This is a genomic window from Neisseria yangbaofengii, from assembly GCF_014898075.1.
Taxonomy (GTDB): domain Bacteria; phylum Pseudomonadota; class Gammaproteobacteria; order Burkholderiales; family Neisseriaceae; genus Neisseria; species Neisseria yangbaofengii.
In genome coordinates this window covers 1140947-1165591 of the sequence record NZ_CP062976.1, presented here as the reverse complement: position 1 = coordinate 1165591, position 24645 = coordinate 1140947, and the positions used below count along the sequence as shown (strand labels likewise).

At 47.4% G+C, this 24645-nt stretch carries 33 protein-coding genes and 3 pseudogenes; 19 read left to right on the top strand and 17 right to left on the bottom strand.

Annotated elements, in window-relative coordinates:
* Position 1: 1 nt before the first annotated feature.
* From H4O27_RS05605 to H4O27_RS13420, 13 genes and pseudogenes are all read left to right on the top strand, one after another.
* Complete coding sequence (locus tag H4O27_RS05605; protein ID WP_193004358.1) at positions 2–886, top strand: VENN motif pre-toxin domain-containing protein; 885 nt, start codon at positions 2–4, stop codon at positions 884–886.
* A gap of 23 nt (positions 887–909) precedes the next feature.
* Positions 910–1272: a hypothetical protein gene (locus tag H4O27_RS05600; protein WP_165011071.1), complete on the top strand. Its 363-nt coding sequence runs from the start codon at positions 910–912 to the stop codon at positions 1270–1272.
* A gap of 70 nt (positions 1273–1342) precedes the next feature.
* Entirely contained in the window at positions 1343–1933 is a 591-nt protein-coding gene (locus H4O27_RS05595; RefSeq protein WP_165011072.1) for a polymorphic toxin type 33 domain-containing protein, read from the top strand.
* A gap of 9 nt (positions 1934–1942) precedes the next feature.
* Positions 1943–2347 (top strand): DUF4279 domain-containing protein, encoded by a 405-nt coding sequence (locus tag H4O27_RS05590; protein ID WP_165011073.1) that lies wholly within the window; start codon positions 1943–1945, stop codon positions 2345–2347.
* 51 nt (positions 2348–2398) lie between these two features.
* Positions 2399–3313, top strand: coding sequence for a VENN motif pre-toxin domain-containing protein (locus tag H4O27_RS05585; RefSeq protein WP_165011076.1), 915 nt, complete (start codon positions 2399–2401; stop codon positions 3311–3313).
* Positions 3310–3573, top strand: coding sequence for a hypothetical protein (locus tag H4O27_RS05580; RefSeq protein ID WP_165011074.1), 264 nt, complete (start codon positions 3310–3312; stop codon positions 3571–3573). The genes H4O27_RS05585 and H4O27_RS05580 overlap by 4 nt, the downstream gene beginning before the upstream one ends.
* A 222-nt stretch (positions 3574–3795) precedes the next feature.
* Entirely contained in the window at positions 3796–4998 is a 1203-nt protein-coding gene (locus H4O27_RS13025; RefSeq protein ID WP_226883452.1) for a VENN motif pre-toxin domain-containing protein, read from the top strand.
* A gap of 58 nt (positions 4999–5056) precedes the next feature.
* Complete coding sequence (locus tag H4O27_RS05570) at positions 5057–5455, top strand: type II toxin-antitoxin system VapC family toxin (RefSeq protein ID WP_193004356.1); 399 nt, start codon at positions 5057–5059, stop codon at positions 5453–5455.
* A gap of 267 nt (positions 5456–5722) precedes the next feature.
* Positions 5723–6394 carry a CsgG/HfaB family protein gene (locus H4O27_RS05565; RefSeq protein WP_193004354.1) on the top strand — a complete coding sequence of 224 codons (672 nt, stop codon included), beginning with the start codon at positions 5723–5725 and terminating at the stop codon, positions 6392–6394.
* 9 nt (positions 6395–6403) lie between these two features.
* Positions 6404–6772 (top strand): DUF4810 domain-containing protein, encoded by a 369-nt coding sequence (locus H4O27_RS05560; protein ID WP_165011147.1) that lies wholly within the window; start codon positions 6404–6406, stop codon positions 6770–6772.
* Positions 6773–6774: 2 nt separating this feature from the next.
* On the top strand, positions 6775–7437 hold the full coding sequence (locus tag H4O27_RS05555; RefSeq protein ID WP_193004351.1) for a DUF799 domain-containing protein: 663 nt from the start codon (positions 6775–6777) through the stop codon (positions 7435–7437).
* Between the two features lie 102 nt (positions 7438–7539).
* On the top strand, positions 7540–7890 hold the full coding sequence (locus H4O27_RS13425; protein WP_165011077.1) for an IS630 transposase-related protein: 351 nt from the start codon (positions 7540–7542) through the stop codon (positions 7888–7890).
* A 50-nt stretch (positions 7891–7940) separates the two neighbouring features.
* Positions 7941–8300, top strand: a pseudogene (locus tag H4O27_RS13420) (transposase); the annotation flags it as partial.
* Here H4O27_RS13420 and H4O27_RS13580 read toward each other — a convergent pair.
* On the bottom strand, positions 8204–8755 hold the full coding sequence (locus tag H4O27_RS13580) for an IS630 family transposase (protein WP_226883510.1): 552 nt from the start codon (positions 8753–8755) through the stop codon (positions 8204–8206). The pseudogene H4O27_RS13420 and the gene H4O27_RS13580 overlap by 97 nt on opposite strands.
* Entirely contained in the window at positions 8683–9033 is a 351-nt protein-coding gene (locus H4O27_RS05535) for an IS630 transposase-related protein (protein ID WP_165008184.1), read from the bottom strand. Before H4O27_RS05535 ends, H4O27_RS13580 begins: the two co-directional genes overlap by 73 nt.
* 375 nt (positions 9034–9408) lie before the next feature.
* Between H4O27_RS05535 and H4O27_RS05530 the strand changes: the two genes are divergently transcribed.
* Entirely contained in the window at positions 9409–9597 is a 189-nt protein-coding gene (locus tag H4O27_RS05530) for a hypothetical protein (RefSeq protein ID WP_165008182.1), read from the top strand.
* Between the two features lie 118 nt (positions 9598–9715).
* On the opposite strand, the pseudogene H4O27_RS13450 reads toward H4O27_RS05530, so the two are convergent.
* A pseudogene (locus H4O27_RS13450) lies at positions 9716–10118 on the bottom strand (IS481 family transposase); the annotation flags it as partial.
* Positions 10119–10271: 153 nt separating this feature from the next.
* Between H4O27_RS13450 and H4O27_RS05525 the strand changes: the two are divergent.
* Positions 10272–10424, top strand: coding sequence for a hypothetical protein (locus H4O27_RS05525; RefSeq protein ID WP_165008180.1), 153 nt, complete (start codon positions 10272–10274; stop codon positions 10422–10424).
* A gap of 154 nt (positions 10425–10578) precedes the next feature.
* Here the strand turns inward: H4O27_RS05525 and scpC are convergent, their stop codons facing one another.
* Complete coding sequence (gene scpC / locus H4O27_RS05520; RefSeq protein WP_165008178.1) at positions 10579–12099, bottom strand: succinyl-CoA:acetate CoA-transferase ScpC; 1521 nt, start codon at positions 12097–12099, stop codon at positions 10579–10581.
* A 347-nt stretch (positions 12100–12446) separates the two neighbouring features.
* On the opposite strand from scpC, the pseudogene H4O27_RS05515 reads away from it, so the two are divergent.
* Positions 12447–13004 (top strand): annotated as a pseudogene (locus H4O27_RS05515) (IS30 family transposase); the annotation flags it as partial.
* A 71-nt stretch (positions 13005–13075) separates the two neighbouring features.
* Here H4O27_RS05515 and H4O27_RS05510 read toward each other — a convergent pair.
* Positions 13076–13951 carry an EamA family transporter gene (locus H4O27_RS05510; RefSeq protein WP_165008176.1) on the bottom strand — a complete coding sequence of 292 codons (876 nt, stop codon included), beginning with the start codon at positions 13949–13951 and terminating at the stop codon, positions 13076–13078.
* 39 nt (positions 13952–13990) lie between these two features.
* Positions 13991–14470 carry an aminoacyl-tRNA deacylase gene (locus H4O27_RS05505; protein WP_165008200.1) on the bottom strand — a complete coding sequence of 160 codons (480 nt, stop codon included), beginning with the start codon at positions 14468–14470 and terminating at the stop codon, positions 13991–13993.
* Between the two features lie 155 nt (positions 14471–14625).
* Here H4O27_RS05505 and H4O27_RS05500 point away from each other — a divergent pair, with 155 nt between their 5' ends.
* Positions 14626–14979, top strand: coding sequence for a RidA family protein (locus H4O27_RS05500; protein ID WP_165008175.1), 354 nt, complete (start codon positions 14626–14628; stop codon positions 14977–14979).
* Positions 14980–15114: 135 nt separating this feature from the next.
* A complete protein-coding gene (gene ygfZ / locus H4O27_RS05495; protein WP_165008174.1) occupies positions 15115–15975 on the top strand; it encodes a CAF17-like 4Fe-4S cluster assembly/insertion protein YgfZ in 861 nt (286 codons plus the stop codon).
* Between the two features lie 69 nt (positions 15976–16044).
* Here ygfZ and ubiE read toward each other — a convergent pair whose 3' ends face one another.
* From ubiE to H4O27_RS05480, 3 genes are read right to left on the bottom strand one after another with little or no spacing between them, the layout of a single operon-like run.
* Positions 16045–16782 carry a bifunctional demethylmenaquinone methyltransferase/2-methoxy-6-polyprenyl-1,4-benzoquinol methylase UbiE gene (gene ubiE, locus H4O27_RS05490; RefSeq protein WP_165008173.1) on the bottom strand — a complete coding sequence of 246 codons (738 nt, stop codon included), beginning with the start codon at positions 16780–16782 and terminating at the stop codon, positions 16045–16047.
* Positions 16783–16817: 35 nt separating this feature from the next.
* Positions 16818–17249 (bottom strand): gamma-butyrobetaine hydroxylase family protein, encoded by a 432-nt coding sequence (locus H4O27_RS05485; protein ID WP_165008172.1) that lies wholly within the window; start codon positions 17247–17249, stop codon positions 16818–16820.
* On the bottom strand, positions 17246–17425 hold the full coding sequence (locus H4O27_RS05480) for a cytochrome b6 (protein WP_226883450.1): 180 nt from the start codon (positions 17423–17425) through the stop codon (positions 17246–17248). The genes H4O27_RS05485 and H4O27_RS05480 overlap by 4 nt, the downstream gene beginning before the upstream one ends.
* A gap of 175 nt (positions 17426–17600) precedes the next feature.
* Here H4O27_RS05480 and H4O27_RS05475 point away from each other — a divergent pair, with 175 nt between their 5' ends.
* On the top strand, positions 17601–17840 hold the full coding sequence (locus H4O27_RS05475) for a hypothetical protein (RefSeq protein WP_226883449.1): 240 nt from the start codon (positions 17601–17603) through the stop codon (positions 17838–17840).
* Between the two features lie 55 nt (positions 17841–17895).
* On the opposite strand, the gene H4O27_RS13015 is transcribed toward H4O27_RS05475, so the two are convergent.
* From H4O27_RS13015 to H4O27_RS05450, 8 genes are all read right to left on the bottom strand, one after another.
* Complete coding sequence (locus H4O27_RS13015; RefSeq protein ID WP_226883447.1) at positions 17896–18495, bottom strand: hypothetical protein; 600 nt, start codon at positions 18493–18495, stop codon at positions 17896–17898.
* Positions 18496–18618: 123 nt separating this feature from the next.
* Positions 18619–18936 (bottom strand): CAP domain-containing protein, encoded by a 318-nt coding sequence (locus tag H4O27_RS13010; protein WP_241158672.1) that lies wholly within the window; start codon positions 18934–18936, stop codon positions 18619–18621.
* Entirely contained in the window at positions 18857–19126 is a 270-nt protein-coding gene (locus tag H4O27_RS13005) for a hypothetical protein (RefSeq protein ID WP_226883564.1), read from the bottom strand. The genes H4O27_RS13010 and H4O27_RS13005 overlap by 80 nt, the downstream gene beginning before the upstream one ends.
* 128 nt (positions 19127–19254) lie before the next feature.
* On the bottom strand, positions 19255–19383 hold the full coding sequence (locus H4O27_RS13360) for a hypothetical protein (RefSeq protein ID WP_255525195.1): 129 nt from the start codon (positions 19381–19383) through the stop codon (positions 19255–19257).
* Between the two features lie 58 nt (positions 19384–19441).
* Positions 19442–21301 carry a dihydroxy-acid dehydratase gene (ilvD, locus tag H4O27_RS05465; RefSeq protein ID WP_165008171.1) on the bottom strand — a complete coding sequence of 620 codons (1860 nt, stop codon included), beginning with the start codon at positions 21299–21301 and terminating at the stop codon, positions 19442–19444.
* A gap of 175 nt (positions 21302–21476) precedes the next feature.
* Positions 21477–22388 carry an oxygen-dependent coproporphyrinogen oxidase gene (gene hemF / locus H4O27_RS05460; protein WP_165008170.1) on the bottom strand — a complete coding sequence of 304 codons (912 nt, stop codon included), beginning with the start codon at positions 22386–22388 and terminating at the stop codon, positions 21477–21479.
* Positions 22389–22470: 82 nt separating this feature from the next.
* Positions 22471–23013, bottom strand: coding sequence for a C40 family peptidase (locus tag H4O27_RS05455; RefSeq protein WP_165008169.1), 543 nt, complete (start codon positions 23011–23013; stop codon positions 22471–22473).
* Positions 23014–23041: 28 nt separating this feature from the next.
* Positions 23042–24574 (bottom strand): phospholipase D family protein, encoded by a 1533-nt coding sequence (locus tag H4O27_RS05450; RefSeq protein WP_165008167.1) that lies wholly within the window; start codon positions 24572–24574, stop codon positions 23042–23044.
* Between the last annotated feature and the right edge of the window lie 71 nt (positions 24575–24645).

Below are 24645 nucleotides of genomic sequence, written 5' to 3'. Positions count from 1 at the left end.
ATTGACTATACTTGCCCATGCCGTATTGGGCGCAGCAACAGCAGCGGCAGGAGATAACAACGCCCTGGCCGGCGCAATCAGTGCAGGCAGTGCCGAAGCCGCCGCACCGCTAATCGGCAACTATCTCTACGGCGAGAAAGACGGCAGCAAACTGACGGCGGAGCAGAAAGAAACCGTAACGGCGATTACAAGTTTGCTGGGTGCTGCGACAGGAGCAACAGTCGGAAACAGCGCGACAAACGCAGCACAAGGCAGTCTGAATGCGGATAGTGCGGTGGAGAATAATTATGGTGTAAGTGCCATATCCAAAGGAAGGCGAGTTATCCGCGGCATTCAAAAAGGCAAGCGGCTTACCCCTAAAGATGCATTACCCGTTGCGGAGGCAGGGCTTGTTGTTGCTGCGACTTGTGCAATAACGGGCAATTGTGATGCTTCACAGGTATTAGAAGACGTTTGGTCCGGAGAGTTTGAAGACAGTTATATGGCTTCGGGCAATGCAGATAATGCAAATGACAAAAAAACAAATGCACAATCTGCCGCTGTTTCGCGATCATCGGCGGGGGCACCTATGCCGCCTGATGATGAGGATAAAGATAAGAGTTCTATTGATCACATTGTTAAAGATAAAAATGGAGAGTTTGTGGGAAACGTGAACAAAGGAGCAACTGAAAATATTAGAACTGTTTCACAGCGGGAATTTCATCAAATAAAAAATAATTTGTTAAAAAATGCTAAGGAAGTCGGTAAATACAGTAATGGTAGAGGTACTTGGTATCAGCTGCCTAATGGAGATAGATTTGGTGTTAGAGGTTCGTCTCGACATGGTGAAACATTAGATTTTAATGTTAAAGGCTTGCCAAGAGATTTTAAAATACATCAAAAATAAATTACTTTGCGAGAGGTAAATATATGGATCAAGTTAATTACTTAAATAATTTATTAAATTTAAAAGGATATAAGACCATAGAGGACTATATTGACAAGCGGAGTAATGAAATACTTTTTGACGAAGTATGGCTGTGGAGAACTAAAATAGGCATTGAGGAAGATTTTCCAGAATTAAATTCTGATGAGGTTATTAAGATTTTAAAGAATATTATGGAACAAATAATTAAGAAAGGAGGAATTATAGTGGATTACTCACATGGCAATGCAGAAGAGATAATTAGAAAATTAAGTGATAAGGAGTATGAACTGATTGATGAAATTTCTAATTTTCTATTGAATAATCCGGATTATGGTAGCGATGGAAATGGAGTATGGTTTGAATAATGGCAAGCGCAAGAGGCAAAAGTGGAATGAATGGAATGCACCGAATAAACTTGATCCAAAATAAAAGAAATTGGGAACGGCAACGGGTGCGGCAATCGGAAACAGCACAGCTAATGCGGCCCAAGGCAGCCTGAATGCGCAGGGGGCGGTGGAGAATAATTATGGAGTAAGTGCCATATCCAAAGGAAGAAGGGTTATCCGCATCATTCAAAGAGGCGGGCGACTTACCCCTAAAGATGCATTACCCGTTGCGGAGGCAGGGCTTGTTGTTGCTGCGGCTTGTGCAATAACGGGCAATTGTGATGCTTCACAGGTATTAAAAGATATTTGGTCGGGCAAGTTTGAAGATGATTTTAGTCTGTCAGAGAATCAGACCGATAAACCCAATTCGGGTAGCTACAAAGCAAATGATATTCCACAGAGCACAGCCGGTGCACCTATGCCGCCTGATGATGACGATGATAAACAAAATATACAAAAAATAAATGATGGATATTTAAAAAGAAAAGGGCTAGATGCCCATAGAATTAAAGAAGAATTTATGGGTAGGGGTAATAATTCCAGATATGATTTGTATGTTGATAAAAATACAGGAGAAGTCATAATTTTTAGAAAAGGAGGTTTAGGAAATGGAACTAGAACAGGTTATTTTATTAAATAAGGATTTTGTATGGAAAATAATTCAACATTGGTAAATGTAGATTTTTCTCTCATCGGAGACACTTTTGATACTGAATATGTTACTGAATATTTAGGAGTTAACCCAAGTGAGACTTTAAAAAAAGGAGAGTTAAAAAATTGGAAAAAAATACCAAATATTGAAACAATTTGGAGCGTACAAACAGGCTTTGAAGAAAGCTTTGATATCAATAGTCAATTATCTAAAATAAAAACACTATTTATAAAAAAAACACAACAATTAAACTATTTAATTGAAGTATTGAACTTAAAAATAGCAGTGTCCATTACTATTTTAATTAAAGACAATGAAGTTCCTGCGATTTACCTTGAGGAAGAAGTATTAAAGTTTTTATCTGATATTAAGGCAGTTGTTGATATTGACATCGATATGTAAAAAAGTCTTAGAGCGAGTTCGACACCTCTTGGCTTAGGTGCCTCGTATGAAATCGGACAATACTTCAAAGCCAACGGAGAAGAAGGCAGCCTGAAGTACATCATTGCACACGGTATACTTGGAGCAGCCGTATCCGCAGCGGAAGGCAATGATGCGCTAGCAGGAGCGATTAGCGCAGGCAGTGCGGAGGCCGCCGCACCGATAATCGGCAACTATCTCTACGGCGAAAAAGACGGCAGCAAACTGACGGCGGAGCAGAAGGAGACGGTTTCGAGTATTCTGAATTTGGGCGGTGCGGCGGTTGGTGCAACCGGCAGCTCAACGGCAGATGCGGTGGCCGGTGTGCGGGCTGCACGGACAGCGGTGGGAAATAATGAATTTGATTTATTACAAGTGATTTCTCCTAGCTCTGCTGCATATTATTCAAAAGATGAATCTCATAAAAATGCAATGAAACTGGTTTCAGAATTAAGAAAATTTGAAAATTCCGTTATTATCGTTAATGGATTACCTTATGTGTTAGGCTTGGGCGGTTCTGCCCTGATTCCTCTCTCCGGTACGGGAGAAGCCCTTGTGTTGAACGAGGTTGGTAAGAAAGCAATCTTGAAAGCAGCTGGAAAAGGGGCTTTAGTTGGAGGGGGTGTTGATATCCTCACACAATATGGTACTTGTCTATATGGGCAAAAAGAAAATTGTAGTTCTTCAATAAATTACCAAAGAGCAGCAATAGCAGGTGGCGTTTCTGCTGCAACTGCTGGCACAGGTAATTATATGGCCGGTAGTTTGGCGGGAGTAAAACAAACGGGGATGCTTGATGTAGTTAAAAACAGCGGTAGTATTAAAACGTTCCTAAAAAATAACCCAACATCTTCGGTTATCTTTGTAAATGAATTTACTTTAAATAAACTATATTCGACAACATTCAAACAAATTGAAGAGAAAAGTCATAAAGGAGTAGAAAAATGAATTTAATATTAGAAGCAATTTTGAGTTTTTTCTTTAGTAAATATAATTTTTCAGAAAAAAAATATATTAATGCCGTAGCTAAGGGGATAATATTAGGTTTTTTTATATTTTTATTGATATTATCAAATATTATTATAGATCCAGAATCAGAATTAATATTCCTTAGATTATTTTATCCTTTTTTAGTTAGTATAGCAGGAGGAGTTATTATAACTTCTTTACTTTATATAATTGACTATATTTTCAATGACAATATATAGCAAGCGTAGCCGCATGAAACTTAAAATCCATAGGCAGGATGTGTGCCCCAGTATGCACACGTTCTATGGCCTATAAGCCAAAGCCGTCTGAAAAGTTATCAAATTTTTCAGACGGTATTTATTATAAAGGGAAATATCCAAGTCCCCTTATACTGTTCAAACTGCAAAGTACTTGCCAAAGAAACGGAACAGAAAGCCGCCACAGCCCTGCAAAACGGCGATTTGAATGCTTACCGCGAAGCCGTAAAAACCGCCAACGAGCACCATCAAAAGGCCGACAACTGGCAAAAAGGCGGCGTAGCCCTAGCTGCCGTGGCCACAGGTTTGAGCGCACCGACCGACAGCGCATTAGGCATTGCCGCCGCAGCGGCAAGTCCGGCCGTATCCTATCAAATCGGACAACACTTCAAAGAACTGGCGCAACAGAATTCAGACGGCAAACTTACCGGTAAACAGGAAACCGCCCACATCCTAGCCCATACGGTATTGGGTGCGGCCACCGCAGCGGCGGGAGGCAACAACGCCCTGGCCGGCGCCATCAGTGCCGGCAGTGCCGAAGCTGCCGCACCGCTAATCGGCAACTATCTCTACGGTGAGAAAGACGGCAGCAAACTGACTGCGGAGCAGAAAGAAACCGTAACGGCGATTACAAACCTGTTGGGAACGGCTACGGGGGCGGCGGTTGGGAACAGTACTGCGAATGCGGTGCAAGGCAGTTTGAATGCGGGCAATGCGGTGGGGAATAACTCTATCCTTTCCCGTACCGCCCGTACCCGTCTGAACCCTCAAAGCAAGGTTTTATATGACCGAATTATCCAAAAAGGTAATTTTCATACGGTAGAAGATTCTAATCATGCCTATGCCCAGTGTCCTAACAAAGCCTGCCAAAATGCTGTGGTTCAAGCGTTCCAAAAAGAAAGAGAACGTTTCTTTACCTATTTGGCAGATGAAATCAAAGATGGAAAGCAAAGGGAATTGCTGATTAAAGAGTTTGCTCCGGTGATGTCCGGTGAAAACTCGTTATTGGGCGGAAGATTCGGACAGGCGGCGGCAATCAACTGGTCAGGCTATCAAGACGGTTTCTTGGCCCGTTTCCCTGACGCATGGATTGAAAAAGACAAAATTGATCAAAAAACCGTATCAGGCATGAGTCCTGAACGGGCTGAACGATCGGCTGTGGAAGAGATGCTGATTCCGCAAGCTATATCGGCTGCAATTGTTGGAGCTGCGGGTGTCCGTAAAATCGATGAAATTATTAAAAAAACTGAAAGTTTTGATAATAAGCTCAAGCATACTTCAAACTTTGATAGTGATATTTCCAGAAGTATATTATCCGTAGAAACGAAGACGGTGATGTCGTTTTGTCTTCGCGCCCGCAAAATTGGGACGGCTTTATCTTGGCAGCAGCCCAAAATAATGATTTGATTGAGCGCGATACAGAAGCAGATCCACAAGAACGGGATATTTTTGAAGGCTGGCAGGAATGAAACGTTATATGCTTGATACCAATGCGACTAATCATGCGCTCAAATTGCACCCTGCCTTTATGGAAAACCTGAAAAAAGTCCCTATTTCATCATTGTGCATTTCCAGCATCACTCATGCAGAGATTCATTACGGTTTGGCTAAAAAACCTGAGGCAGTAAAATTGCATAAGGCTGTAAAAGAGTTTTTAAAATACGTCGATATCCTTCCATTCGACCAATCGGTATCCGAATCATACGGCAAATTTAAAGCTTCTGTAGAAAAGCATGGAAAAAGCCTGTCCACTTTCGATATGATGTTTGCGGCTCATGCCCATTTTGAACAGGCTGCTTTGGTAACGAATGATCAGGCATTCGGTAAGATCTGTGAATTAAATACGACTGACTGGACGAAATAATAAATTCATTGCGTACATGACTTAGCCGGAGCCGGAGTCCAGCTGTACAGATGCTTTCTGCAGGGGCGCACCGGTCGGCAGCTTCTGTTTGTCCATTTCAGCGAACTGCTCCAGCTGCCTCCATAACTTTCGATAATAAATAAGTATCCGTTTTGACAACGGAAGCCCAAGCAAGGCACACATTAATCAGACCTTGCATTTCTTAACAAAGCCATGCAATATACTGACTTGCGACGTTTAACCAATCATTCATATGGAGAACGATTTATGACTATCATCAAAACTACTCTGGCCTGCGGTATTGCACTCGGTTTACTTGCCGGCTGTGCGACAGAATCTTCACGCAGTCTGGAAGTAGCTAAAGTTGTTTCATACAATACACAATACAATGGCGTACGTACCCCGATATCCATCGGCAGCTTCGATAACCGTTCAAGCTTCCAAAAAGGTGTATTCTCCGACGGCGAAGACCGCTTAGGCAGTCAAGCCAAGACTATTTTGGCCACTCATCTGCAGCAAACCAACCGTTTCAATGTGCTGAACCGCACCAACCTGAGCGCCTTGAAACAAGAAGCCGGCATCTCGGGTAAGGCACAAAATCTGAAAGGTGCAAACTATGTTGTCACCGGCGATGTAACCGAGTTCGGCCGTAAAGATGTGGGCGACCACCAATTGTTCGGTATTTTAGGGCGCGGTAAATCACAGATTGCCTATGCCAAAGTTGCCTTGAATATCGTTAATGTCCGAACTTCGGAGGTTGTTTATTCTACTCAAGGTGCCGGTGAATATTCACTTTCCAACCGAGAGGTCATCGGTTTTGGCGGTACCTCAGGCTACGACGCAACTTTGAACGGCAAAGTATTGGATTTGGCCGTACGCGAAGCCGTAAACAACCTGGTACAAGCCATCGACAATGGCGCTTGGCAGCCTAACCGTTAAGGAGGCCGTATGAAAAAAGGGATGTCATTATATGGACTGCCTCTGGCTGCCGCACTTTTACTGGCAGCCTGTGGCTCTGCGCCTAAGTCGATGTATTACTGGAAAGACTACAGCTCAACAGTTTACGAACGTCTGAAAAACGACGACAGTTCGGCAGGTAAGCAAATCGACAAGATGGAGCAGTATTTTAATGAAGCCAACCGTAAGCAGCTACCTGCCGCCCCGGGAGCCCATGCCCATATGGGTCTTTTGCTGATTGATGCCGGACAACCGGATGCAGCCAAGGCACAATTTGAAACAGAAAAACAGCTGTTCCCCGAATCGGCGGTTTTTATGGATTTTCTGTTGAAGAGTAAGGCCTCAGGAGGAAAACAATGAAGATGATGAAGTGTTTACTGCCTTTAGCCGCGACCTTAGCTTTGTCCGCCTGCCAAACGTACCACCAGCCACAGCCTTACGACTATACGGCTTTTAAAGAAAGCAATCCCAAATCTATTTTGGTTTTGCCGCCTTTGAATGAATCGCCTGACGTTAAAGCCACTTGGGGCATGCTGACCGCTACAACCTTTCCACTCTCCGAAGCAGGTTATTATGTCTTCCCGGTTGCTGTTGCTGCTGAAGCCTTCAAGCAAAACGGCCTCACCAATGCGGCCGACATCCACGATGTCAAGCTGGACAAACTGCGTGAAATCTTTGGTAATGATGCTGTACTGTATGTAACCGTGAAAGAATACGGTACTAAATACCAAATTATACAAAGCGTGACCACTGTAAGTGCTGAGGCTAAACTGGTCGATGCGCGTACTGGCAAAGAGCTTTGGAGTGGTTCTGCCGTAGCTTCTGATGCCGGACAAAAAAACAACAATGGTATCCTAGCCGCCCTTCTTGGTGCCATTATTGACCAAGTAGTCGGCACATTAGGCGACAAAGGCTATGATATGGCTCAGGCAGCCGGAGTTCAGTTGCTCTCTCCGATGAAGCACAACGGCATCCTCCATGGCCCACGCTCCCCGCATTATCAAAAAGAACCAGGGCAGAAATAGCCCTTCATCAAAAAGCAGAATCTTCTGATTCTGCTTTTTTTGCAAGTTATAGTATATTAAAATAAGAATTCCCAAATCAACACTGAATATTTAGAGTCCAAAATGTCATACTCAATAGAACTACGAGAAAAAGCATACCAATACTATCAGGCATGCAAAAATGCCAGCGAAGTTTGCAAAGCATACCAAATTGACCCAAAAACATTTCGAAGTTGGAGAAAACGCTATGAGCAAACTGGTTCATTTGAACATCAAGTCAAAGGTGGCAATGCAACCAAAGTCAATAAAAAACTGCTCATAGAATATGTTAAAGAACACCCTGATGCATACCAGCATGAAATTGCAGCTCATTTTGGGTGTACGCCGGCTAATATTTGTTATTTGTTCAAAGTATTGGGTATGACGCGTAAAAAAAGACCACGAGCTACAAAGAACAAAAACCAGAACAGGTAGCCGCTTATCAACAAGCATTAAATCAATATGCTGATTATCAAGTTGTTTTCCTTGATGAAACAGGATTTGATACTTTTTACTACCGTCCTTATGCCTATTCACCAAAAGGGCTTCCAGTTAAAGCGCAAATCAGTGGTAAACGATACCGGCGCACATCACCGGTTGCAGCTCAAATCAAAGACCAAAGTAATCTAATTGCACCCATGATTTATTCAGGCACGATGGATAGCCGTTTATTTGAAGCATGGTTTGAAGGCGTATTGCTGCCTGAATTAACTGAACAATCTGTTATCGTGATGGATAATGCCCGCTTTCATCGGATGTCTGTTTTAGCAGAGATTTCAGAAAAAGAGGGGCATAAAATCTTAGCTCTTGCACCCTTAATCCAAGCCCACTTTTTCTCTATCTGATTCAGATCAGGGCTATAGGGCGGAAGCCATAACACGGTATGGCCTTTCTCCTTCAGAAGTGCTAAAGCACTCCCCTTATGAAACGTCGCATTATCCATCACCACCACACTGTTTTGCGGCAGCTCCGGAATCAAAATCCGCTCCACCCAAGCGTCAAATATCCGGCGGTCAATACTGCAATCAAACAACCCGACGGCAAACAGTTTGCCGTGAAATAACGCTCCGACGGCATCGGTCTGATGATGTCCCTGCCAATCATGAAGCGCATAACAACGCCGGCTTTTTGGCGCATAAGCGTAAGGCCGGTAACAGGATGTTCTGAATCCGCTCTCGTCTAAATAAACAACCGGACGGTTACGGCGGATGTAGCGGTGCAGTAACTTCAGGAAGTTTTTTCTGAGCCCTCTGTTGGCTTTCGGGTGGCGGTTGGTCTTTTTTTGTAGCTGATGTTGTATCGCTTTAATGCTTTGTGTATGGCGGTATGGGAACAGCCAAAGCGTTGTGCTCTTTCATAGCAATAGGCATCGGGATAACGCTCAACATCTTCGAGCAGTGCTTGTGCGCTGATTTTGCGGGCTTTCCGTTGCTTTGGAGGGGCTTGAGGAGCCGGAGGGCGTTTCCAAAGCGTGATGGTGGAGATGGCGATGCCGAATTCTTTTGCGGCTCTGCGAACCGTCCATCCTTGACGGAGTTTTTTGAGTACGGGTTGTTTGAAGTCTTCTGAATAGGCCATGGTGGAATTGTATCGAAGAATAGGTTTATTTGCTATACAATGACCTGCAAAAACCAAACAACCATTCTGGAGTCAGTGATAAAGCATTGGGATTTAGAGAAGCGGAGCAAGCTCCGTTTCTCCGTATTAGAAGGCGGGCAAGTATTGTTTAAAAAAGACGTGACCGATAAAGAAAAATGTAACAATGCCCCTGTGTTGTTCACGGCTGTCTGAACTTTTTGGATCTATCCATGCAAAATTTCCCTGAATTGATTCGTCCCGATTCTGCTTCCCGCTATACCTGCTATAGTCAACTGGCCGGAGATTAACATAGCAAAGGATTAAGATGCCTGACGAGTCGATGAAAATAAATGGCTACATCATTTATGAACATGAATGTTTTATTTAGCAGACGGAAATCTTGCTGATCAAGTAAAGAGCCAGAAAAAGGCTGGAAAAACCACTCAATCAGATGAAGCGAAGCTTTTGAAGCCGACACTTGATGAACTAGAACAAATTGCCCAAGCAGTCGATAGTGCAAAATACCGGCTGGATAAAGCGATGGATAATGAATACAAGAATTGACGGTAGGCAAAATTTAGTGTAATAAACAGCCGCGTTGTTTACACAACAGGTTGAGAAAAATAAGCCCGTAAAACCTCGAAAGGCGTAATGGTATATAGGCAACAGTCAATCAATACAAAAGGAACTTGACTGCACTAGCGGCTGTACGGTCAGACAAAACGGTCGTATATAGTTCGCGGGAATAGTCGTCAATGGCAGCAAACAGGTAATCCTTCGGGTTGGTTGCTTTTTGGTTCTGTAATAAAGGTAGCTGTTTGGTGTCGAAATGCACCATTTCACCGAGATAGGATTAGTCTGTTTTAGTCTGTTTTTGAGCTTTTCGTTGATGACTTTCTCAGCTTTAGCCAAACTTTCATACCGTACTTGGCCTGTTTGAAACGGTTGTTGGTGCTGTTTTGCGGTGTGGTCAGTTGCAACCGTGTAGCCTTCGGGTGAGGTAACGGTGATTTTATCCTGTGTATAGGCGCGCCAAACGACTTGACGTTGGTGCGTGTCAGTCGGGTGTTTTTGTGAATGTTCATGGCGGTATTGTCTTTCAAATACTGTAAACAACGCTAGGTTTTCTTACATTTTAGATGAATAAAAGTGATACCGTGATTGCCACCGACTGTGATCTGGGCATTCGTCAGGGCAGCATTACCAGCGATGAGAAGCCACTGCCCTAGCCGGCCGCAATGCCACTTATCGGCGAAGTCCGTCAAACGCTGAATTTGGACGAATCGATTTACGGCAAATCGCGCGACATTGCTTCTAAAAAGACCTCGATCGACCAATGCCGCCGCCAACATGATGAAGCGGTCGGCAGCAGCACGAGTGGAAGGAAGTAGAGGTTCGTGCCAAGCAGGATGTGAATATGCGCGACAGTAATATTACATAATAAAAAGACAGCTTCAATGGACTGAACCCATAAAATTAGCTGTCTGACTTTATGGGTCCAGTTCAAATACCAAGCTGCTTTTTTAAATGAAGATTTACTTTATCTTATTTGATACGCATATCACCAGTTTCAACAAAACGTTGGTGCCATGACAAGGCTTCCATCAACAGGTGTGGTGTATGCAGGCCACCTGCTTTTTCGGCGCGGTCATAGTAGTCACGCAACATATCGCGGTAATCCGGGTGCGCACAGTTGTTGATAATCAATTGAGCGCGTTGGCGTGGCGATTTGCCGCGCAAATCGGCCATACCTTGCTCGGTTACGATAAACATTACGTCATGTTCGGTGTGGTCGTGGTGTGAAACCATCGGTACGATACACGAAATCGCGCCATCTTTCGCCACAGATGGCGATACGAAGAATGAGAAGAAGGCATTGCGGGTGAAGTCGCCTGAGCCGCCAATACCGTTCATCATTTTCGTGCCCATCACGTGGGTAGAGTTTACGTTGCCGTAAATATCAGCTTCAATCATGGCATTCATACCGATCACACCTAAGCGTCGGATAACTTCCGGATTATTGGTGTATTCCATCGGGCGCAGAATCAATTTATCGCGCAGGAAATCGATGTTGTCGTTAAAGCGTTGCAATGCATCCGGACTGAATGACAGAGCCGTGGCCGATGCGTGCTGCATTTTACCGGCCAAAATCAAGTCCAACATACCGTCTTGCAATACTTCGGTGTAGCCAGTCAAATCGTCAAACGGTGCATCCAACAAGCCTGCCATTACGGCATTGGCCACGTTGCCCACGCCTGACTGCAATGGCAACAGGTTTTTCGGCAAGCGCCCTACTTTTACTTCGTGGCTGAAGAAATCAATGATTTGCGCAGCAATGGCTTTTGAATTTTCGTCAGGATCGGCAAATTTACTGTTTCGGTCACCTGAGTTGCTCAATACGATGGCAACGATTTTTTCTTCCGGGCATTCCAAATATGGTGAACCTATGCGGTCGAATGGGCCGGTAATGGCAATTGGTTTGCGGTGCGGTGGTACGCCGATGTCGAACACCACGTCGTGCATGCCTTCTAATTTGGCATTTTGAGTGAAGTTCACTTCGATAATGACTTTTTTTGCCGCTTTCAGGGCTTCGTTACCGTGACCGATACCCATAGCCGGAATCAATTTGCCGTCTTTGGTAATGCCGGAAACTTCGATAATGGCCAAGTCAAAATCGCCATAAAAACCTTGGCGCATTTGCTGTTCAACGTGCGACAAGTGCATGTCTTGGTAAGCAATGTTACCGGCGTTGATGCTGTTGCGCAGTGATGGGTCTGATTGAAAAGGGTTGCGGAAATGCACGGCATTGGCAGCGGCCAATACGCCGTCACACTCAGGTGCGGTTGATGCACCGGTAATCATGCCGATGCTGAATGGGCGGCCGGCAGCGTGCTCGGCGTTGGCTTTTTCAGCAATGGCAGTCGGCAGAAGTTTCGGATAGCCTGCGCCGGTAAAGCCGGTGATGGCAACATTCATACCGTTTTGCACAAATTCGGCTGCTTGTTCGGCAGACATAATTTTGTTGCGCAAGCCTTCGTGGCGGATGCGTTCTTCTGCATTAATCATTTGCTTTCTCCTTTGGTTTGGATCTTGAGCGTGGTCGCTGTTTTTTAAACTAAAAATCGACAATCTGTTTTTCAGACGGCCTTGAAATAACATATCACTGCAAACTATATAACAAAGCTTTCAAAGTGTAAAGAATGCTGTCTGAACGGCTTAATGGAACGGGATTTTAGTGCCGCCACACGACAAGCCATTCCCCAAAGTAAATAGACGGTACTGATTTTTGCTGAATGTTGTGATGACAGGCATGAATAAGTTTCAGACGGCAGCGGATTCGCCTATCAAACATTGCAAAACAGAAAAGGTCAGTATGCGGTAGCATACTGCCTTTCCTGACAAGAAAGATTGCAATGCGCTACACACAACCGACCCAAGACGAACGATACCACATCCGGCATTATTACCGCCGGCAAACCATCACACAAACCGCACAAACGCCCGGTCGCCACAAAAGCACCATCAGCCGCGAAATCAAACGCCATAGCCAAAACCAAGACTATCGCGCCGCCTCAGCACAACAGCAAAGCCGCCAACGCAAACAGAAAAAGCGCGGTCCATACAAAATGACCAGACAACTCATCGGACAGATCAACACCCTTGTCCGTCAAAAACTCAGCCCGCAGCAAATATGCGGATACCTCGAAAAACACCACCAAATCAAGCTTCACCACAGCACCATTTACCGCTACCTGTACCAAAACAGAAACAACGGCGGCACATTATGGCGACACCTCAGAATATGCAGCAAACCCTATCGTAAAAAATACGGCAGCAAAACATGGACCAGAGGCAAAGTTCCCGACCGCGTCGGTATCGAACACCGTCCCGAAACCGTCAACAACAGAACGCGCATCGGCGACTGGGAAGCCGACACCATCATCGGCAAAGACCAAAAAAGCGCACTCCTCTGTTAACAGATGTTGCACTTGAAAATCGAAAGTAAGGGCCTTTAGATAATGAATGCAAATAATTTCTAAGGCTACATGCTAACAAACCCGAGAATCTGTTCCCAATAAAACAAACACGCAACCGCCACCAAGGCCACGCTGATACCGGCGGCGTTGATGCTGCTGATTTTTTCCTTGAATGCCCACGTGCCGACCAAGGTACCCAACACAATCACGCCCATATTCATACCCGCAAAAACCAGCGTCGGATTATCGCTCATGGCTTGATGCGCACTAATGTAGGTGATGATGTTTAAGAAGTTTAAGCCGCCGAGCAATATACCGCCGATGATGCCTTCTTTAGTCCATTTCGTGCCTTTGGAGAAAAGGTAGCCAAACATCAAAATCGCCGCCAAGCAAAATGCCACCAATAAATTTCCGGCAAACGCCGTGCCGCTTTTGGCCACTTGCTTGAACAAAATATCAATCACGCCGTAGCCCGCCCAAACACCCATCAGCAAACTGATTTGTGTGGTGATGCTGCCTGATTTTTTACTGCCGTCGGCTTTCCACAGCAAACAAAACAGTGCCACGAACGCCAGCGCAATACCAATCAGACGGCCTTCGGTTAATTGTTCGCCGAAAATGGCAAACGACGCGACAATCGGTAAAAACAGCGACAACCGTTGTGCCGCATCCGACTTGACAATACCGACGCTTTCCACCGCTTTGCCCATAATGATAAACACGCTCGGCAGCAACACACCCAAGGCGGCAAAAATCCACCACGTCGGCAAAAACTGCTGCGGCTGATGCAGATCAGGCTGCAAAACCCACATGGTCAGCGCCACCGCCACAATATAATTCACCGCCACCGCCTGCTCGATATTGATTTTCTGTTTGCGGGCGATTTTTAGCAAAACCGACACGCTGACGCTGCACAAGATACTGGCCAAAAGATAAATCATTTTGTTCCCTTTTATTGAAAAACTTTTTATTTCAAAATCTTATACCGCCACATTTACCGTTTGCGGATTCAACACCTTCAAGCCCTCGGGCGAAATGGCGGCAATAAAGCCCCGCTTGCCGCCGTTGATATAGATTTCGGGCAAATCCCAAATCGATTGCTCGACATAAACCGGCAATGCCGTTTTGCAGCCAAACGGCGTTGTGCCGCCGACCAAATAACCCGTCCACTTGTTTGCCTGTTTCGGGTCGGCCGGTTCGATGTGTTTCATGCCCAATTCACGGGCAAGATTGCGGGTGGAAATCTGCTTGTCGCCGTGCATCAATACAATCAGCCCCTGCTTGTTTTCATTTTGCAAAACAATGGTTTTAATCACACAATGTTCGTCTGTATCAAACAGAGCTGCAAACTGCGCCGTGCCGCCGTGTTCCTCATAAGGATAAACATACGGGCGGAATTCGATTTTGGCACTGCGCCACACCCGCACGGCGGCGGTTACCGGATAATCCTGCTTACTCATTGTTTCCTTTCCATTAAATTCTTCGATTTTCAGACGGCATGCCGTCTGAAAACGCATATATGCCACCATAAAAGCAAAGACAATGCAAAGCGCAAATGTTACCATATACCGCACTTTTGGTTTAAAAATCATTCACACTTTTGAGGAGCAACAGCATGACTGTCCAATATTTCGGCCAAACGCCCCGTCTTTCCGAAGCCACCGTCGCCAATGGTTTCGTTTTTCTCTCCGGCATGGTGCCTGAAAACACCGGTGGCAACGTCAAAGCCCAAACCGAAAACGTCTTGGCGCAAATCGATCACTGGCTGGCGCAATGCGGTTCGGACAAACACCATATTCTCGAAGCCACCATCTTCCTGCCCGACCTCGCCGACTACGCCGCCATGAATGAAGCTTGGGACGCATGGGTCGATCCGCAACATTCTCCCGCCCGTGCCTGCGTGGAAGCCAAACTCGCCAATCCCGAATGGAAAGTCGAAATCAAAGTTTCAGCGGTTCAAATAAAATAAATGATTCAAGACCGTCTGAAAATGTCAGCAGATATTCAGAAGGTCTTAGGGCTTTGGTCTTTATTTTGATGATAACGCCCCCATATCCTTGCCATTGCGTACCCTATTTCCGACCGTTACCAAGGAATCCCCACCATGCAAACCCTCCTGCCTTTCTTCGGCGTTGTCCGTGTCAGCGGTGACGACCGAGCCGATTTTCTACACAACCAATTGTCAAACGACATTCAAAACCTCCCTGCCGGCCAAGCCTGTTACGCCACCTACAACACAGCCAAAGGCCGCGTGTTGGCCAATATGGTTGTACTCAACCGCGGCGGGGATTTTCTGCTGCTGATGGCACAGGATTTGATTGAAACCATCGTCAAAAAATTGCGCATGTATGTATTGCGTGCCAAAGTGGTGCTCGAGCCGTTGAACGATTTTGCCGTAGCCGGAGAATTGGCTGATGATGCCAAAGCCGTAATTGCCAATGAACCCTGCTTGGCTTTTGCCGCAGAAAACCAAAACGGTGTTTGGTGTATCAACCTGCCGCACACAGGCCGTCTGAAAGTCGGTTTGGCAGAACAATTGCCTGCACACGACACTGCCGCAGGAAATGCTTGGAATCTTCACGAAATCCGAAGCGGCTACGCTTGGATTTCCGCCTCTACCAAAGAAACCGCCGTAGCGCAAATGCTCAACCAACACATCATCGGCGGCGTTCACTTCCGCAAAGGCTGCTATCCAGGTCAGGAAATTATCGCCCGCGCCCAATATCGCGGCCAAGTAAAACGCGGTTTGGCCGTATTGAGCGGCAACTCATTGGAAGCGGCGGGTATTGCGGTACAAGTTGGCGGCGAAGAAGCCGGCCAAATCATCAATACCGCCCTTACTGACAACGGCAGCCTAAACTTAGCTGTGATTAAATTTTCAGCCACTGATGCGGCATTAACCGATGCCGATGGTAATGTTTTGACGGTAGAACAATTATTTTTTACCGTTGAACCAAAAGAATAAAATCAAGATTAACAAAGGCCGTCTGAAATTTCAGACGGCCTTTGTTGATTGGCTCACACCAATCCAAAATTAAAACTTCACGCCTTTATGCAAAGCCACAATGCCCGCGCTCATGTTGTGGTAATCCACGCTGTCGAAACCGGCTTCCAGCATCATTTGTTTCAGCGTTTCTTGATCAGGATGCATGCGGATAGATTCGGCTAAGTATTGGTAGCTGTCGGCATCTTTGGCAATCAGCTTGCCCATCACCGGCAGCAATTTGAACGAATACAAATCGTATGCGCCCGATAACGGCTTGTAAACCTTGGAAAATTCCAATACCAACAGCGTGCCGCCCGGTTTCAATACGCGGTACATTTCTTTCAATGCTACATCTTTGTGCGTCATGTTGCGCAAACCGAAAGCCACCGAAACCAGATTGAAATAGTTATCCGGAAACGGCAATTTTTCCGCATCGGCCAGCGATACCGGCAAAATCAAGCCTTCGTTGAGCAGGCGGTCGCGACCGACGGTGAGCATCGATGAATTAATGTCGGTCAGCCACACTTCGCCTTCTTTACCCACTCGTTTTGCCCAGCCGCGCGATAAATCGCCTGTACCGCCTGCGATGTCCAATACTTTATCGCCTTTTTTCAAACGCGCAGTGTTGATGGTGAAATGCTTCCACACACGGTGCAAACCTCCCGACATCACGTCATTCATGATGTCATAGTTTTTCGCTACCGAGTGGAACACTTCGGCTACTTTGCCGGCTTTTTCATTTTCATCGACGGTTGAAAAACCGAAGTGGGTTTTGTGGTCGCTCATAATCTGCTTTCTTCAATGGAATAGGTTGTGTCTGCTTAACGGCTGCAACCGCAACTGCCGCCGCCACACGAATCGCCGGCTTTGGCTTGCGCCACCAAATCTTCGGCAGTCGGAATGCGTGATGCACCGGCCAGTTCGATGCGGCGTAAGTAATCGGCCCACATTTCGTCATATTGGTAGGCCAATCGGTGTAAATACGGCCAATCGTATAAACCGCTGTCGTGGCCGTCTGAAAAAGTGATTTTCAGCGCATACTGACCGACCGGCTCCAAGCCCGTAATGGTGACATCGGCTTTGCCGGTCTGTAAAACTTCCTGCCCCGGCGCATGACCGCGCACTTCGGCGCTGGGCGAATACACGCGCAAAAATTCGGCCGGCAGGCTTTTGTGTTCTCCATTGTAAACCAAAGTCAGGGCTACGCGGTCGTTTTGCAGGCGGATTTCTTCGGGGATTTGGTGTTCGCTCATTTGATCACTTTCGTACTGTTTTTGCACAGCATCGCCACTCTGACGGAAAAAATGCCGCCCAAAGCAATAAACATCACCAGCGCATACAAGGAAACGCACATGACAATAATTTGATGGTTCATGCTCAAGCCCAAAGGCGCGGCCATTAACACGGCAAACACCAAAAACGTCAACACTATCAACTCAATACACACAAATGCATAACGCGTGTTGGCTTAAATTTCCGGATTCGTCATCATGGCTGCCGATATGATAAAAGCGGTATTTTAACAGCTTTCCGGTTAAATTTCGATAATCCTTAAACGGTTTGCCAACAATTGGGACAACCTGACACCACTAGGGAAAGACGACATGAAAGTACCATTCTATAAAGAAATCCACCTATCAGCAAGCAACGGTTTTTCAGATGGCATCGCCGATTACAACGGCTACAAGCTGCGCTTCTCTAAGGCCAACTTGCGCCGGAACGGCATTAATCCGGCTGACGTAGTTTGCGTGCCGGCAGACGGCAACAGCATGGAGCCGGTGTTTCCCGAAAGCGCGACATTAGGCATCCAATTAGGCCGTCTGAATGCCTTTCAGACGGCCTAATTGATTTAGGAAGCAAGATAAAGCGTCAACGCTTTTTCCCTCTCTCCTCCAAACATCAGCCGCACATCACCGCCCGCCACGCCTGTAACGCGTACCAATACCGCCGATTTGCCGCTTCAATACTTCCAATTTCACCCCGCCGCGCTGCTGATACGCCAATTGAGGACAGGTTTTCAAACACCAATGATTGTGCCAATAAATAAATATTTCCTGCCCGATTGCAGCGATAACTCCTCACCGCCTTTGACAATAAAATACGGATAATCCGGCTTTTTAGTGCGGGATGTCCATTCGGCACGCTCCGGCTTACCCTTGCACTCAAATTCAAACACCGCCCGATGCAGCGTGTAGTATTCCAAAGGCCGAACGGGAAACAGCGCAAATTGCTGCTCACTGAATTGCCGGTTCGGGTCGTTGTGTCCGGTCTCAACACACGTTTACGGGTGATTTCCTTCTCGCCTTGATACAATTTAAACGAGCGCATTTCTAAGTGCCCTGCTTGCTCGGTAAAAGCAATACTCACCGGATTGCCGGTAAACTCATACCCCGGCATCGGATCCGGCCGCTCGCCTTGAAAATCAGGCATAGCAAACTGCCCCATCGGGTAAACCGTGTGCAAAAGCCCGCGACGGTTTTGCACTTCATCGGTATACACCCCCCCCACCGTTGTGACACGATTGCTTGTAATAATGACGGTTCGGCTCGACCTTCAGACAGCCTAAACCGCACAATCAGTTGAATCCTTTATGTCCTTGATTTACCATGATTTCGCCAGCTTTCATAAGCCCACTCCGGCTCCATTAATACTTTGTTCCAACAAAAAAAAACGGTGATAAATCGCCGTCATCAAGCCGTCAAGCTGCTGATGTACGGCAAATTCAGCCGTCCTGTCCGTATCTTGAAAACGGCTGCTGGTGCTGACATTTTCATGTACGCCGTCATAGATATAACCCACGCGCTTTGCCCGTTCAGACGGCTTATTGCCGGTAAAATAACGGCTGGTGCGGTTGTGCTCATCATGGCCGTCTTCGGGATTCTCGGTCAAATACAGCGCATGATTGCGGGCAGGTTGCTCCAAAATTACCGAATGCGCCAAGGGCTGCAAACCCGCCTGTTTTGCGCAAAAAGTTCAAATAGCCCAAGCCGTCCAAACCAGCCACCGCCGAACGATCCTGCGGCGCACTCGCCTGCATCAATTGTTCCGATGCAATTTTGGGCGGTTGCTGATATTGGAAAAAAGCGAAAACAGCGGCAAACAGGCTGAGCCAAAGAATGAGGGATTTCATGGTTGCGTTTCAGACGGCTTTGATTAAGCCATTAAGCATAATTGTTTGAATACATGCATTCTACCAAACATAAAACCAAGGCCGTCTGAAAACTCGATTTTTTCAGACGGCCTTGCTGCTAAATCAATTCACTTTTTCGGCTGCACTTGGAATGTATCGGGATGTCTCTTCAAATATTCGGTCGCCGCAAAACCAACGCTCATCAAAATCAATAAGATGACGGCCAAGGCAATCATGGCGATAATGAATTTATTCATTACATTCTTTCGTGAGACCGTCTGAAACATTATTTTTCAGACGGCCTGCGGTATCGGTTTAACGCTCGATTTGCGATACGTCGCGTACTGCGCCTTTGTCGGCGGAAGTCGCCATCGCACCATAGGCACGCAGCGCAGGGGAAACGTAGCGGTCCCGGTTTTTCGGTTTCCACGCACGGTTGCCGAGGGCTTCCATATTGCGGCGGCGTTCAGCAAGGGCTTCATCGGAAATGCGCAGGTTGATGCTGCGGTTCGGGATGTCGATGTCGATGATGTCGCCTTCTTCAACCAAGCCGATTGCGCCGCCCTCTGCGGCTTCCGGCGAGGCATGGCCGATACTCAGGCCCGAGGTGCCGCCGGAGAAACGGCCGTCGGTGAGCAGGGCGCAGGCTTTGCCCAAGCCTTTGGATTTGAGGTAGGAAGTCGGATACAGCATTTCCTGCATACCCGGGCCGCCTTTCGGGCCTTCGTAACGGATAATCACGATGTCGCCCGGCTCGATGGTGTTGGCCAAAATGCCTTCTACCGCAGCATCTTGGCTTTCAAACACTCTGGCTTTGCCGGTGAATTTCAAAATACTGTCGTCCACGCCGGCGGTTTTGACCACGCAGCCCCGTTCGGCGATGTTGCCGAACAGAACAGCCAAGCCGCCGTCTTGCGAATAGGCGTGCTCTACGCTGCGGATACAGCCCTTTTCACGGTCGAGGTCGAGCGTTTTCCACATGCGGTTTTGCGAAAATGCCTGCGTGGTGCGTACGCCGCCCGGCGCAGCTTTGAAGCGTTCGACAGCTTCGGTGTTGTCCGGATTGGTTACGTCCCAGCGTTTGATGGCTTCACCCAAGGTCGGGGCGTGAATGGTGTACACATCGGTATGCAGTTTGCCCGCTTTTTCCAATTCTTTCAGAATGGCGAAAATGCCGCCGGCACGATGCACGTCTTCCATATAGTAATCGTGGTTGTTCGGCGCAGTTTTGCAGATACACGGCACAATGCGGCTCAGGCGGTCGATGTCGGCCATTTTAAAATCGACACCGGCTTCGTTGGCAACCGCCAGCAAATGCAGAATGGTATTGGTCGAGCCGCCCATGGCGATGTCCATGGTCATGGCGTTTTCAAAGGCTTTTTTGGTGGCAATGCTGCGCGGCAGCACGCTTTCGTCGTTTTGTTCGTAATAACGTTTGGTAATTTCGACAATCAGACGGCCTGCTTCAAGGAACAAATCTTTGCGGCCGGCATGGGTCGCCAAATATGAGCCGTTGCCCGGCAGCGACAGACCCAAGGCTTCGGTCAGACAGTTCATCGAATTGGCGGTAAACATGCCCGAACACGAGCCGCAGGTCGGGCAGGCGTTTTGTTCGACTTCGGCAATCGCCGCATCGGAAACATTGTCGTCGGCGGCTTCAACCATTGCGTCAATCAAGTCCAAACGGCGTTCGTCGGCAATATTAATCGCACCGATGACTTTACCCGCTTCCATCGGGCCGCCGGAAACGAAAATAGCCGGAATGTTCAAACGCATAGCGGCAATCAGCATACCGGGAGTGATTTTGTCGCAGTTGGAAATACACACCAGCGCATCGGCGCAGTGGGCATTCACCATATATTCGATGGAATCAGCAATCAAATCACGGCTCGGCAGGCTGTACAACATGCCGCTATGACCCATGGCGATGCCGTCGTCCACAGCGATGGTGTTGAATTCTTTGGCAATCGCACCGGCTTTTTCAATTTCCCGGGCGACAAGCTGGCCCATATTGTGCAAATGAACATGACCCGGTACGAACTGGGTAAACGAGTTGGCAATGGCGATAATCGGTTTGCCGAAATCGGCATCGGCCACGCCTGTCGCACGCCACAGCGCACGTGCACCCGCCATATTGCGGCCGTGGGTGGAAGTTTTGGAACGGTAGTCCGGCATGATGGGCTTCCTTATCTTTTGAAATATTTTATTTTCTATTTGAAGCCGTCTGAAAACCGCTTATCCGGTTTTCAGACGGCCTGTTATCCTTTAAACCGCTTATTTTATACCAATTAACGGCAATTAAGAAACGCTATTTGCGCAGCGTTTGCATAAACGGTGTTTGCTTCTCTTTTTATTTGCAAACAAATTCCGCCAGCCAGTCCCTCGGCTTCAGATAATCGTTCAACCTCGCTTCGGCACTGCCGGCTTCGGGCTGGTATTGATATTCAAAACGCACCAGCGGCGGCATCGACATCAAAATGCTTTCGGTACGCCCGCCGCTTTGCAGGCCGAAAAGCGTACCTCTGTCCCACACCAGATTGAATTCCACATAACGGCCGCGGCGGTAAAGCTGGAAATCCCGTTCCCGCCCGCCATAGGCGGTGTGTTTGCGTTTGGCGACAATCGGCACATAAGCATCAAGATAACCTTCGCCCACTGCTTTGATAAAGTTCAGGCAAGTATCGAAATCCCAACGGTTTAAATCATCGAAAAACAGGCCGCCCACACCACGGGTTTCGCCACGGTGTTTGAGATAGAAATATTCGTCGCACCATTTTTTGTATTCGGGATAGACTTCCCCGCCAAACGGACGGCACAGATTTTCTGCCACACGGTGCCAATGGGCAATGTCTTCGTCAAACGGATAAAACGGCGTTAAATCGAAACCGCCGCCGAACCACCACACAGGCTCGGCGTTTTCGGGATAAGCGATAAAGAAGCGAACGTTGGCATGGCTGGTCGGCACGTAAGGGTTTTTCGGGTGAATCACCAGCGACACGCCCATCGCTTCAAACGCAGCCCCCGCCAATTCGGGGCGGTGGGCGGTGGCGGAAACCGGCATTTTATCGCCTTTGACATGGGAAAAATTCACCCCCGCCTGCTCGAATACTGCGCCGTTTTTCAACACGCGCGATTCACCTTTGCCGAGTTTGCCCGTCCATTCGTCGCGCATGAACACCGCACCGCCGTCTTCGGCTTCCAATGCGGCGCAGATATGGTTTTGCAGTTTTTTCAATACGGTTAGCACGGCTTCTGTGTGCATGATGTTTCCTTGTTTTAATTGGATTGAGGCCGTCTGAAAAATTTCAGACGGCCTTAATGATATGGCCTGCTTTCAGACGGCATTAATTGGTAAAAAACGTATGCGCACCCAAGTAATTTTTGGCGTAAAACGGCTTGGCCAGTTTTTCGGTCTGAATGGTTTTGCCGCTGCTTGGTGCATGGATAAACTCGCCGTTGCCGATGTAAATGCCGACATGCGAATATTTGGTACGCTTACTGGTGTTGAAAAACACCAAATCGCCCGGCTTCAATTGGCTGTCCGGAATTCTACGTGAGGCAGCAGCCATGTCGCGGGCGGTGCGTGGCAGATTCACACCAAGTGCATTTTTATAAATATATTGAATCATACCGCTACAATCAAAGCCGGTGGAGGTGCTGCTGCCGCCCCATTTGTAAGGCGTACCGACCAAGCCCATGCTTTGAATCATGATTTCTTGCGAACCGTGGGTGCGGTCGATATGACTGATGCGTACGGGCTGGATTTTGCGCACCGATGCCTGTTTGGCGGTTTTTACCGTTTTTTTCGGCTTTTTGGCGGTGGTGCCGCACGAAGCCAACAGTGTTACGCTTGCAGCTAAAAACAAAACTTTCCAAATCAGTTTCATCGCTTTTCCTTTCGCTTTTCAGACGGCCTTACAGCAAACTTTCAATCGGCAGAAACGACAAAATACGCGCAGTTACGCGTTTCCAAAAACCTGCTTCCGGCTCTTTGCCGTAGGTTTTGCCGTCTTCGGGATTGTACCAATGCAGCTTGTGGAATTTGTTCATGGTCACTTTATAAGCGTATTTCGGCGTGGTTTCCACCAAGCTGCGCTGCATCATGCCGGCCACTTCCGGGCTTTCGATAACCACGCCCATTTCGGTATTCAGACGCGCCGAACGCGGATCAAGATTGAACGATCCGATAAACACCCGCTTGGCATCAACGATAAAGGTTTTGGCATGCAAACTGGTGGCCGAACTGCCGGTCAAGCCGCGGTCTTTGGTTTTCGGCACGGCGTGGTTGGGCTGCAATTCGTAAAGGTGCACACCGGCTTTGAGCAAGGGCTTGCGGTATTTCACATAGCCCGAATGCACCGCCGCCACATCGGTCGCCTGCAACGAATTGGTCAACACGTTCACGTCAATGCCTTCTTTGGCCATTTGCGACAAAGCTTCGGTGCCGCTTTTGGTCGGCACAAAATACGGTGACACCAGATACATGCTCTCTTGCGGCTTTTGCAGCGCTTCAAATAAGCGCTGGCTAATCGGCTGCTTGGAGCGGTCGCGGTTCAAGCCTTTGGCGGGATCGTCGCTAATCAGGCGGGTATGTACGTTAAACCATTCGATGTTGTTTTCCTGCATGGATTTAAACAAACCTGAGTCTTCAACTTCTTTACGGTATCTGGTCAAAACTTCGTTGCGGTCTGAACGATCGTATTCCAGCTCTTCGTAGCCTTTTTCGATACTGCCTTTCTTAATCACGCTGGTGGCGTTGTAGGAGGAATTGCTCGCCCAATAGCGGTCGAAATCTTTGGATACATCGGTCACCACCGGCCCTGTGGCCAAGATATCCAAATCAGCAAACACAGTGTCTTTGCCGACTTGGAAATATTCATCGCCGATGTTGCGCCCGCCGAGAATGGTGGCTCGGTTGTCGGCAGTCAATGATTTATTGTGCATGCGGCGGTTAAGGCGCGGGAAATCAGTGAGATAGCCTAACGCCCGCCATTTGCGTGACACAAACGGATTAAACAGGCGGATTTCGATATTCGGGTGGCTGTCGAGCGCGAGCAGAACATTGTCCAAACCGTTAGTGTTATTATCATCCAAAAGCAGGCGCACGCGTACGCCGCGCTCTGCGGCACGATGCAACAAATTAAACAGTAAACGGCCCGAAATATCATTGTGCCAAATATAATATTGCAAATCCAAGCTAACATCGGCCGATTCAATCAAAGCTGCACGCGCAACAAAGGCTTCATGCGCATCATTTAACAAATAGATGCCCGAAGTCTCCGGATCATCGTCAATCTCGCCTTGTTGCGATGGTTTTAAAATCGCTTCCAAGCGCGGTGCGGAATCCACTTCAATATACTGGCTTTCCGTCCGCCGGTCTAAAGGTGGCAAAGCGGCGCAGCCGGCAAGAAACGCTGATAACATAAGTGTTAAATATGTTGTCTTCATTGATGTGATGGTTTTCAGACGGCCTTATAGAAATACAATACACCGTTGCAGGTTTATTTATTACATGCCGT

Coding starts and splice junctions, on each gene's coding strand:
- H4O27_RS05600 (WP_165011071.1), top strand. CDS start 910: ATGGATCAAGTTAATTACTTAAATAATTTATTAAATTTAAAAGGATAT.
- H4O27_RS05590 (WP_165011073.1), top strand. CDS start 1,943: ATGGAAAATAATTCAACATTGGTAAATGTAGATTTTTCTCTCATCGGA.
- H4O27_RS05580 (WP_165011074.1), top strand. CDS start 3,310: ATGAATTTAATATTAGAAGCAATTTTGAGTTTTTTCTTTAGTAAATAT.
- H4O27_RS05570 (WP_193004356.1), top strand. CDS start 5,057: ATGAAACGTTATATGCTTGATACCAATGCGACTAATCATGCGCTCAAA.
- H4O27_RS05565 (WP_193004354.1), top strand. CDS start 5,723: ATGACTATCATCAAAACTACTCTGGCCTGCGGTATTGCACTCGGTTTA.
- H4O27_RS05560 (WP_165011147.1), top strand. CDS start 6,404: ATGAAAAAAGGGATGTCATTATATGGACTGCCTCTGGCTGCCGCACTT.
- H4O27_RS05555 (WP_193004351.1), top strand. CDS start 6,775: ATGATGAAGTGTTTACTGCCTTTAGCCGCGACCTTAGCTTTGTCCGCC.
- H4O27_RS13425 (WP_165011077.1), top strand. CDS start 7,540: ATGTCATACTCAATAGAACTACGAGAAAAAGCATACCAATACTATCAG.
- H4O27_RS05535 (WP_165008184.1), bottom strand. CDS start 9,033: ATGGCCTATTCAGAAGACTTCAAACAACCCGTACTCAAAAAACTCCGT.
- H4O27_RS05530 (WP_165008182.1), top strand. CDS start 9,409: ATGTTTTATTTAGCAGACGGAAATCTTGCTGATCAAGTAAAGAGCCAG.
- H4O27_RS05525 (WP_165008180.1), top strand. CDS start 10,272: ATGCCACTTATCGGCGAAGTCCGTCAAACGCTGAATTTGGACGAATCG.
- scpC (WP_165008178.1), bottom strand. CDS start 12,099: ATGATTAATGCAGAAGAACGCATCCGCCACGAAGGCTTGCGCAACAAA.
- H4O27_RS05510 (WP_165008176.1), bottom strand. CDS start 13,951: ATGATTTATCTTTTGGCCAGTATCTTGTGCAGCGTCAGCGTGTCGGTT.
- H4O27_RS05505 (WP_165008200.1), bottom strand. CDS start 14,470: ATGAGTAAGCAGGATTATCCGGTAACCGCCGCCGTGCGGGTGTGGCGC.
- H4O27_RS05500 (WP_165008175.1), top strand. CDS start 14,626: ATGACTGTCCAATATTTCGGCCAAACGCCCCGTCTTTCCGAAGCCACC.
- ygfZ (WP_165008174.1), top strand. CDS start 15,115: ATGCAAACCCTCCTGCCTTTCTTCGGCGTTGTCCGTGTCAGCGGTGAC.
- ubiE (WP_165008173.1), bottom strand. CDS start 16,782: ATGAGCGACCACAAAACCCACTTCGGTTTTTCAACCGTCGATGAAAAT.
- H4O27_RS05485 (WP_165008172.1), bottom strand. CDS start 17,249: ATGAGCGAACACCAAATCCCCGAAGAAATCCGCCTGCAAAACGACCGC.
- H4O27_RS05475 (WP_226883449.1), top strand. CDS start 17,601: ATGAAAGTACCATTCTATAAAGAAATCCACCTATCAGCAAGCAACGGT.
- H4O27_RS13005 (WP_226883564.1), bottom strand. CDS start 19,126: ATGAAATCCCTCATTCTTTGGCTCAGCCTGTTTGCCGCTGTTTTCGCT.
- H4O27_RS13360 (WP_255525195.1), bottom strand. CDS start 19,383: ATGAATAAATTCATTATCGCCATGATTGCCTTGGCCGTCATCTTATTG.
- ilvD (WP_165008171.1), bottom strand. CDS start 21,301: ATGCCGGACTACCGTTCCAAAACTTCCACCCACGGCCGCAATATGGCG.
- hemF (WP_165008170.1), bottom strand. CDS start 22,388: ATGCACACAGAAGCCGTGCTAACCGTATTGAAAAAACTGCAAAACCAT.
- H4O27_RS05455 (WP_165008169.1), bottom strand. CDS start 23,013: ATGAAACTGATTTGGAAAGTTTTGTTTTTAGCTGCAAGCGTAACACTG.
- H4O27_RS05450 (WP_165008167.1), bottom strand. CDS start 24,574: ATGAAGACAACATATTTAACACTTATGTTATCAGCGTTTCTTGCCGGC.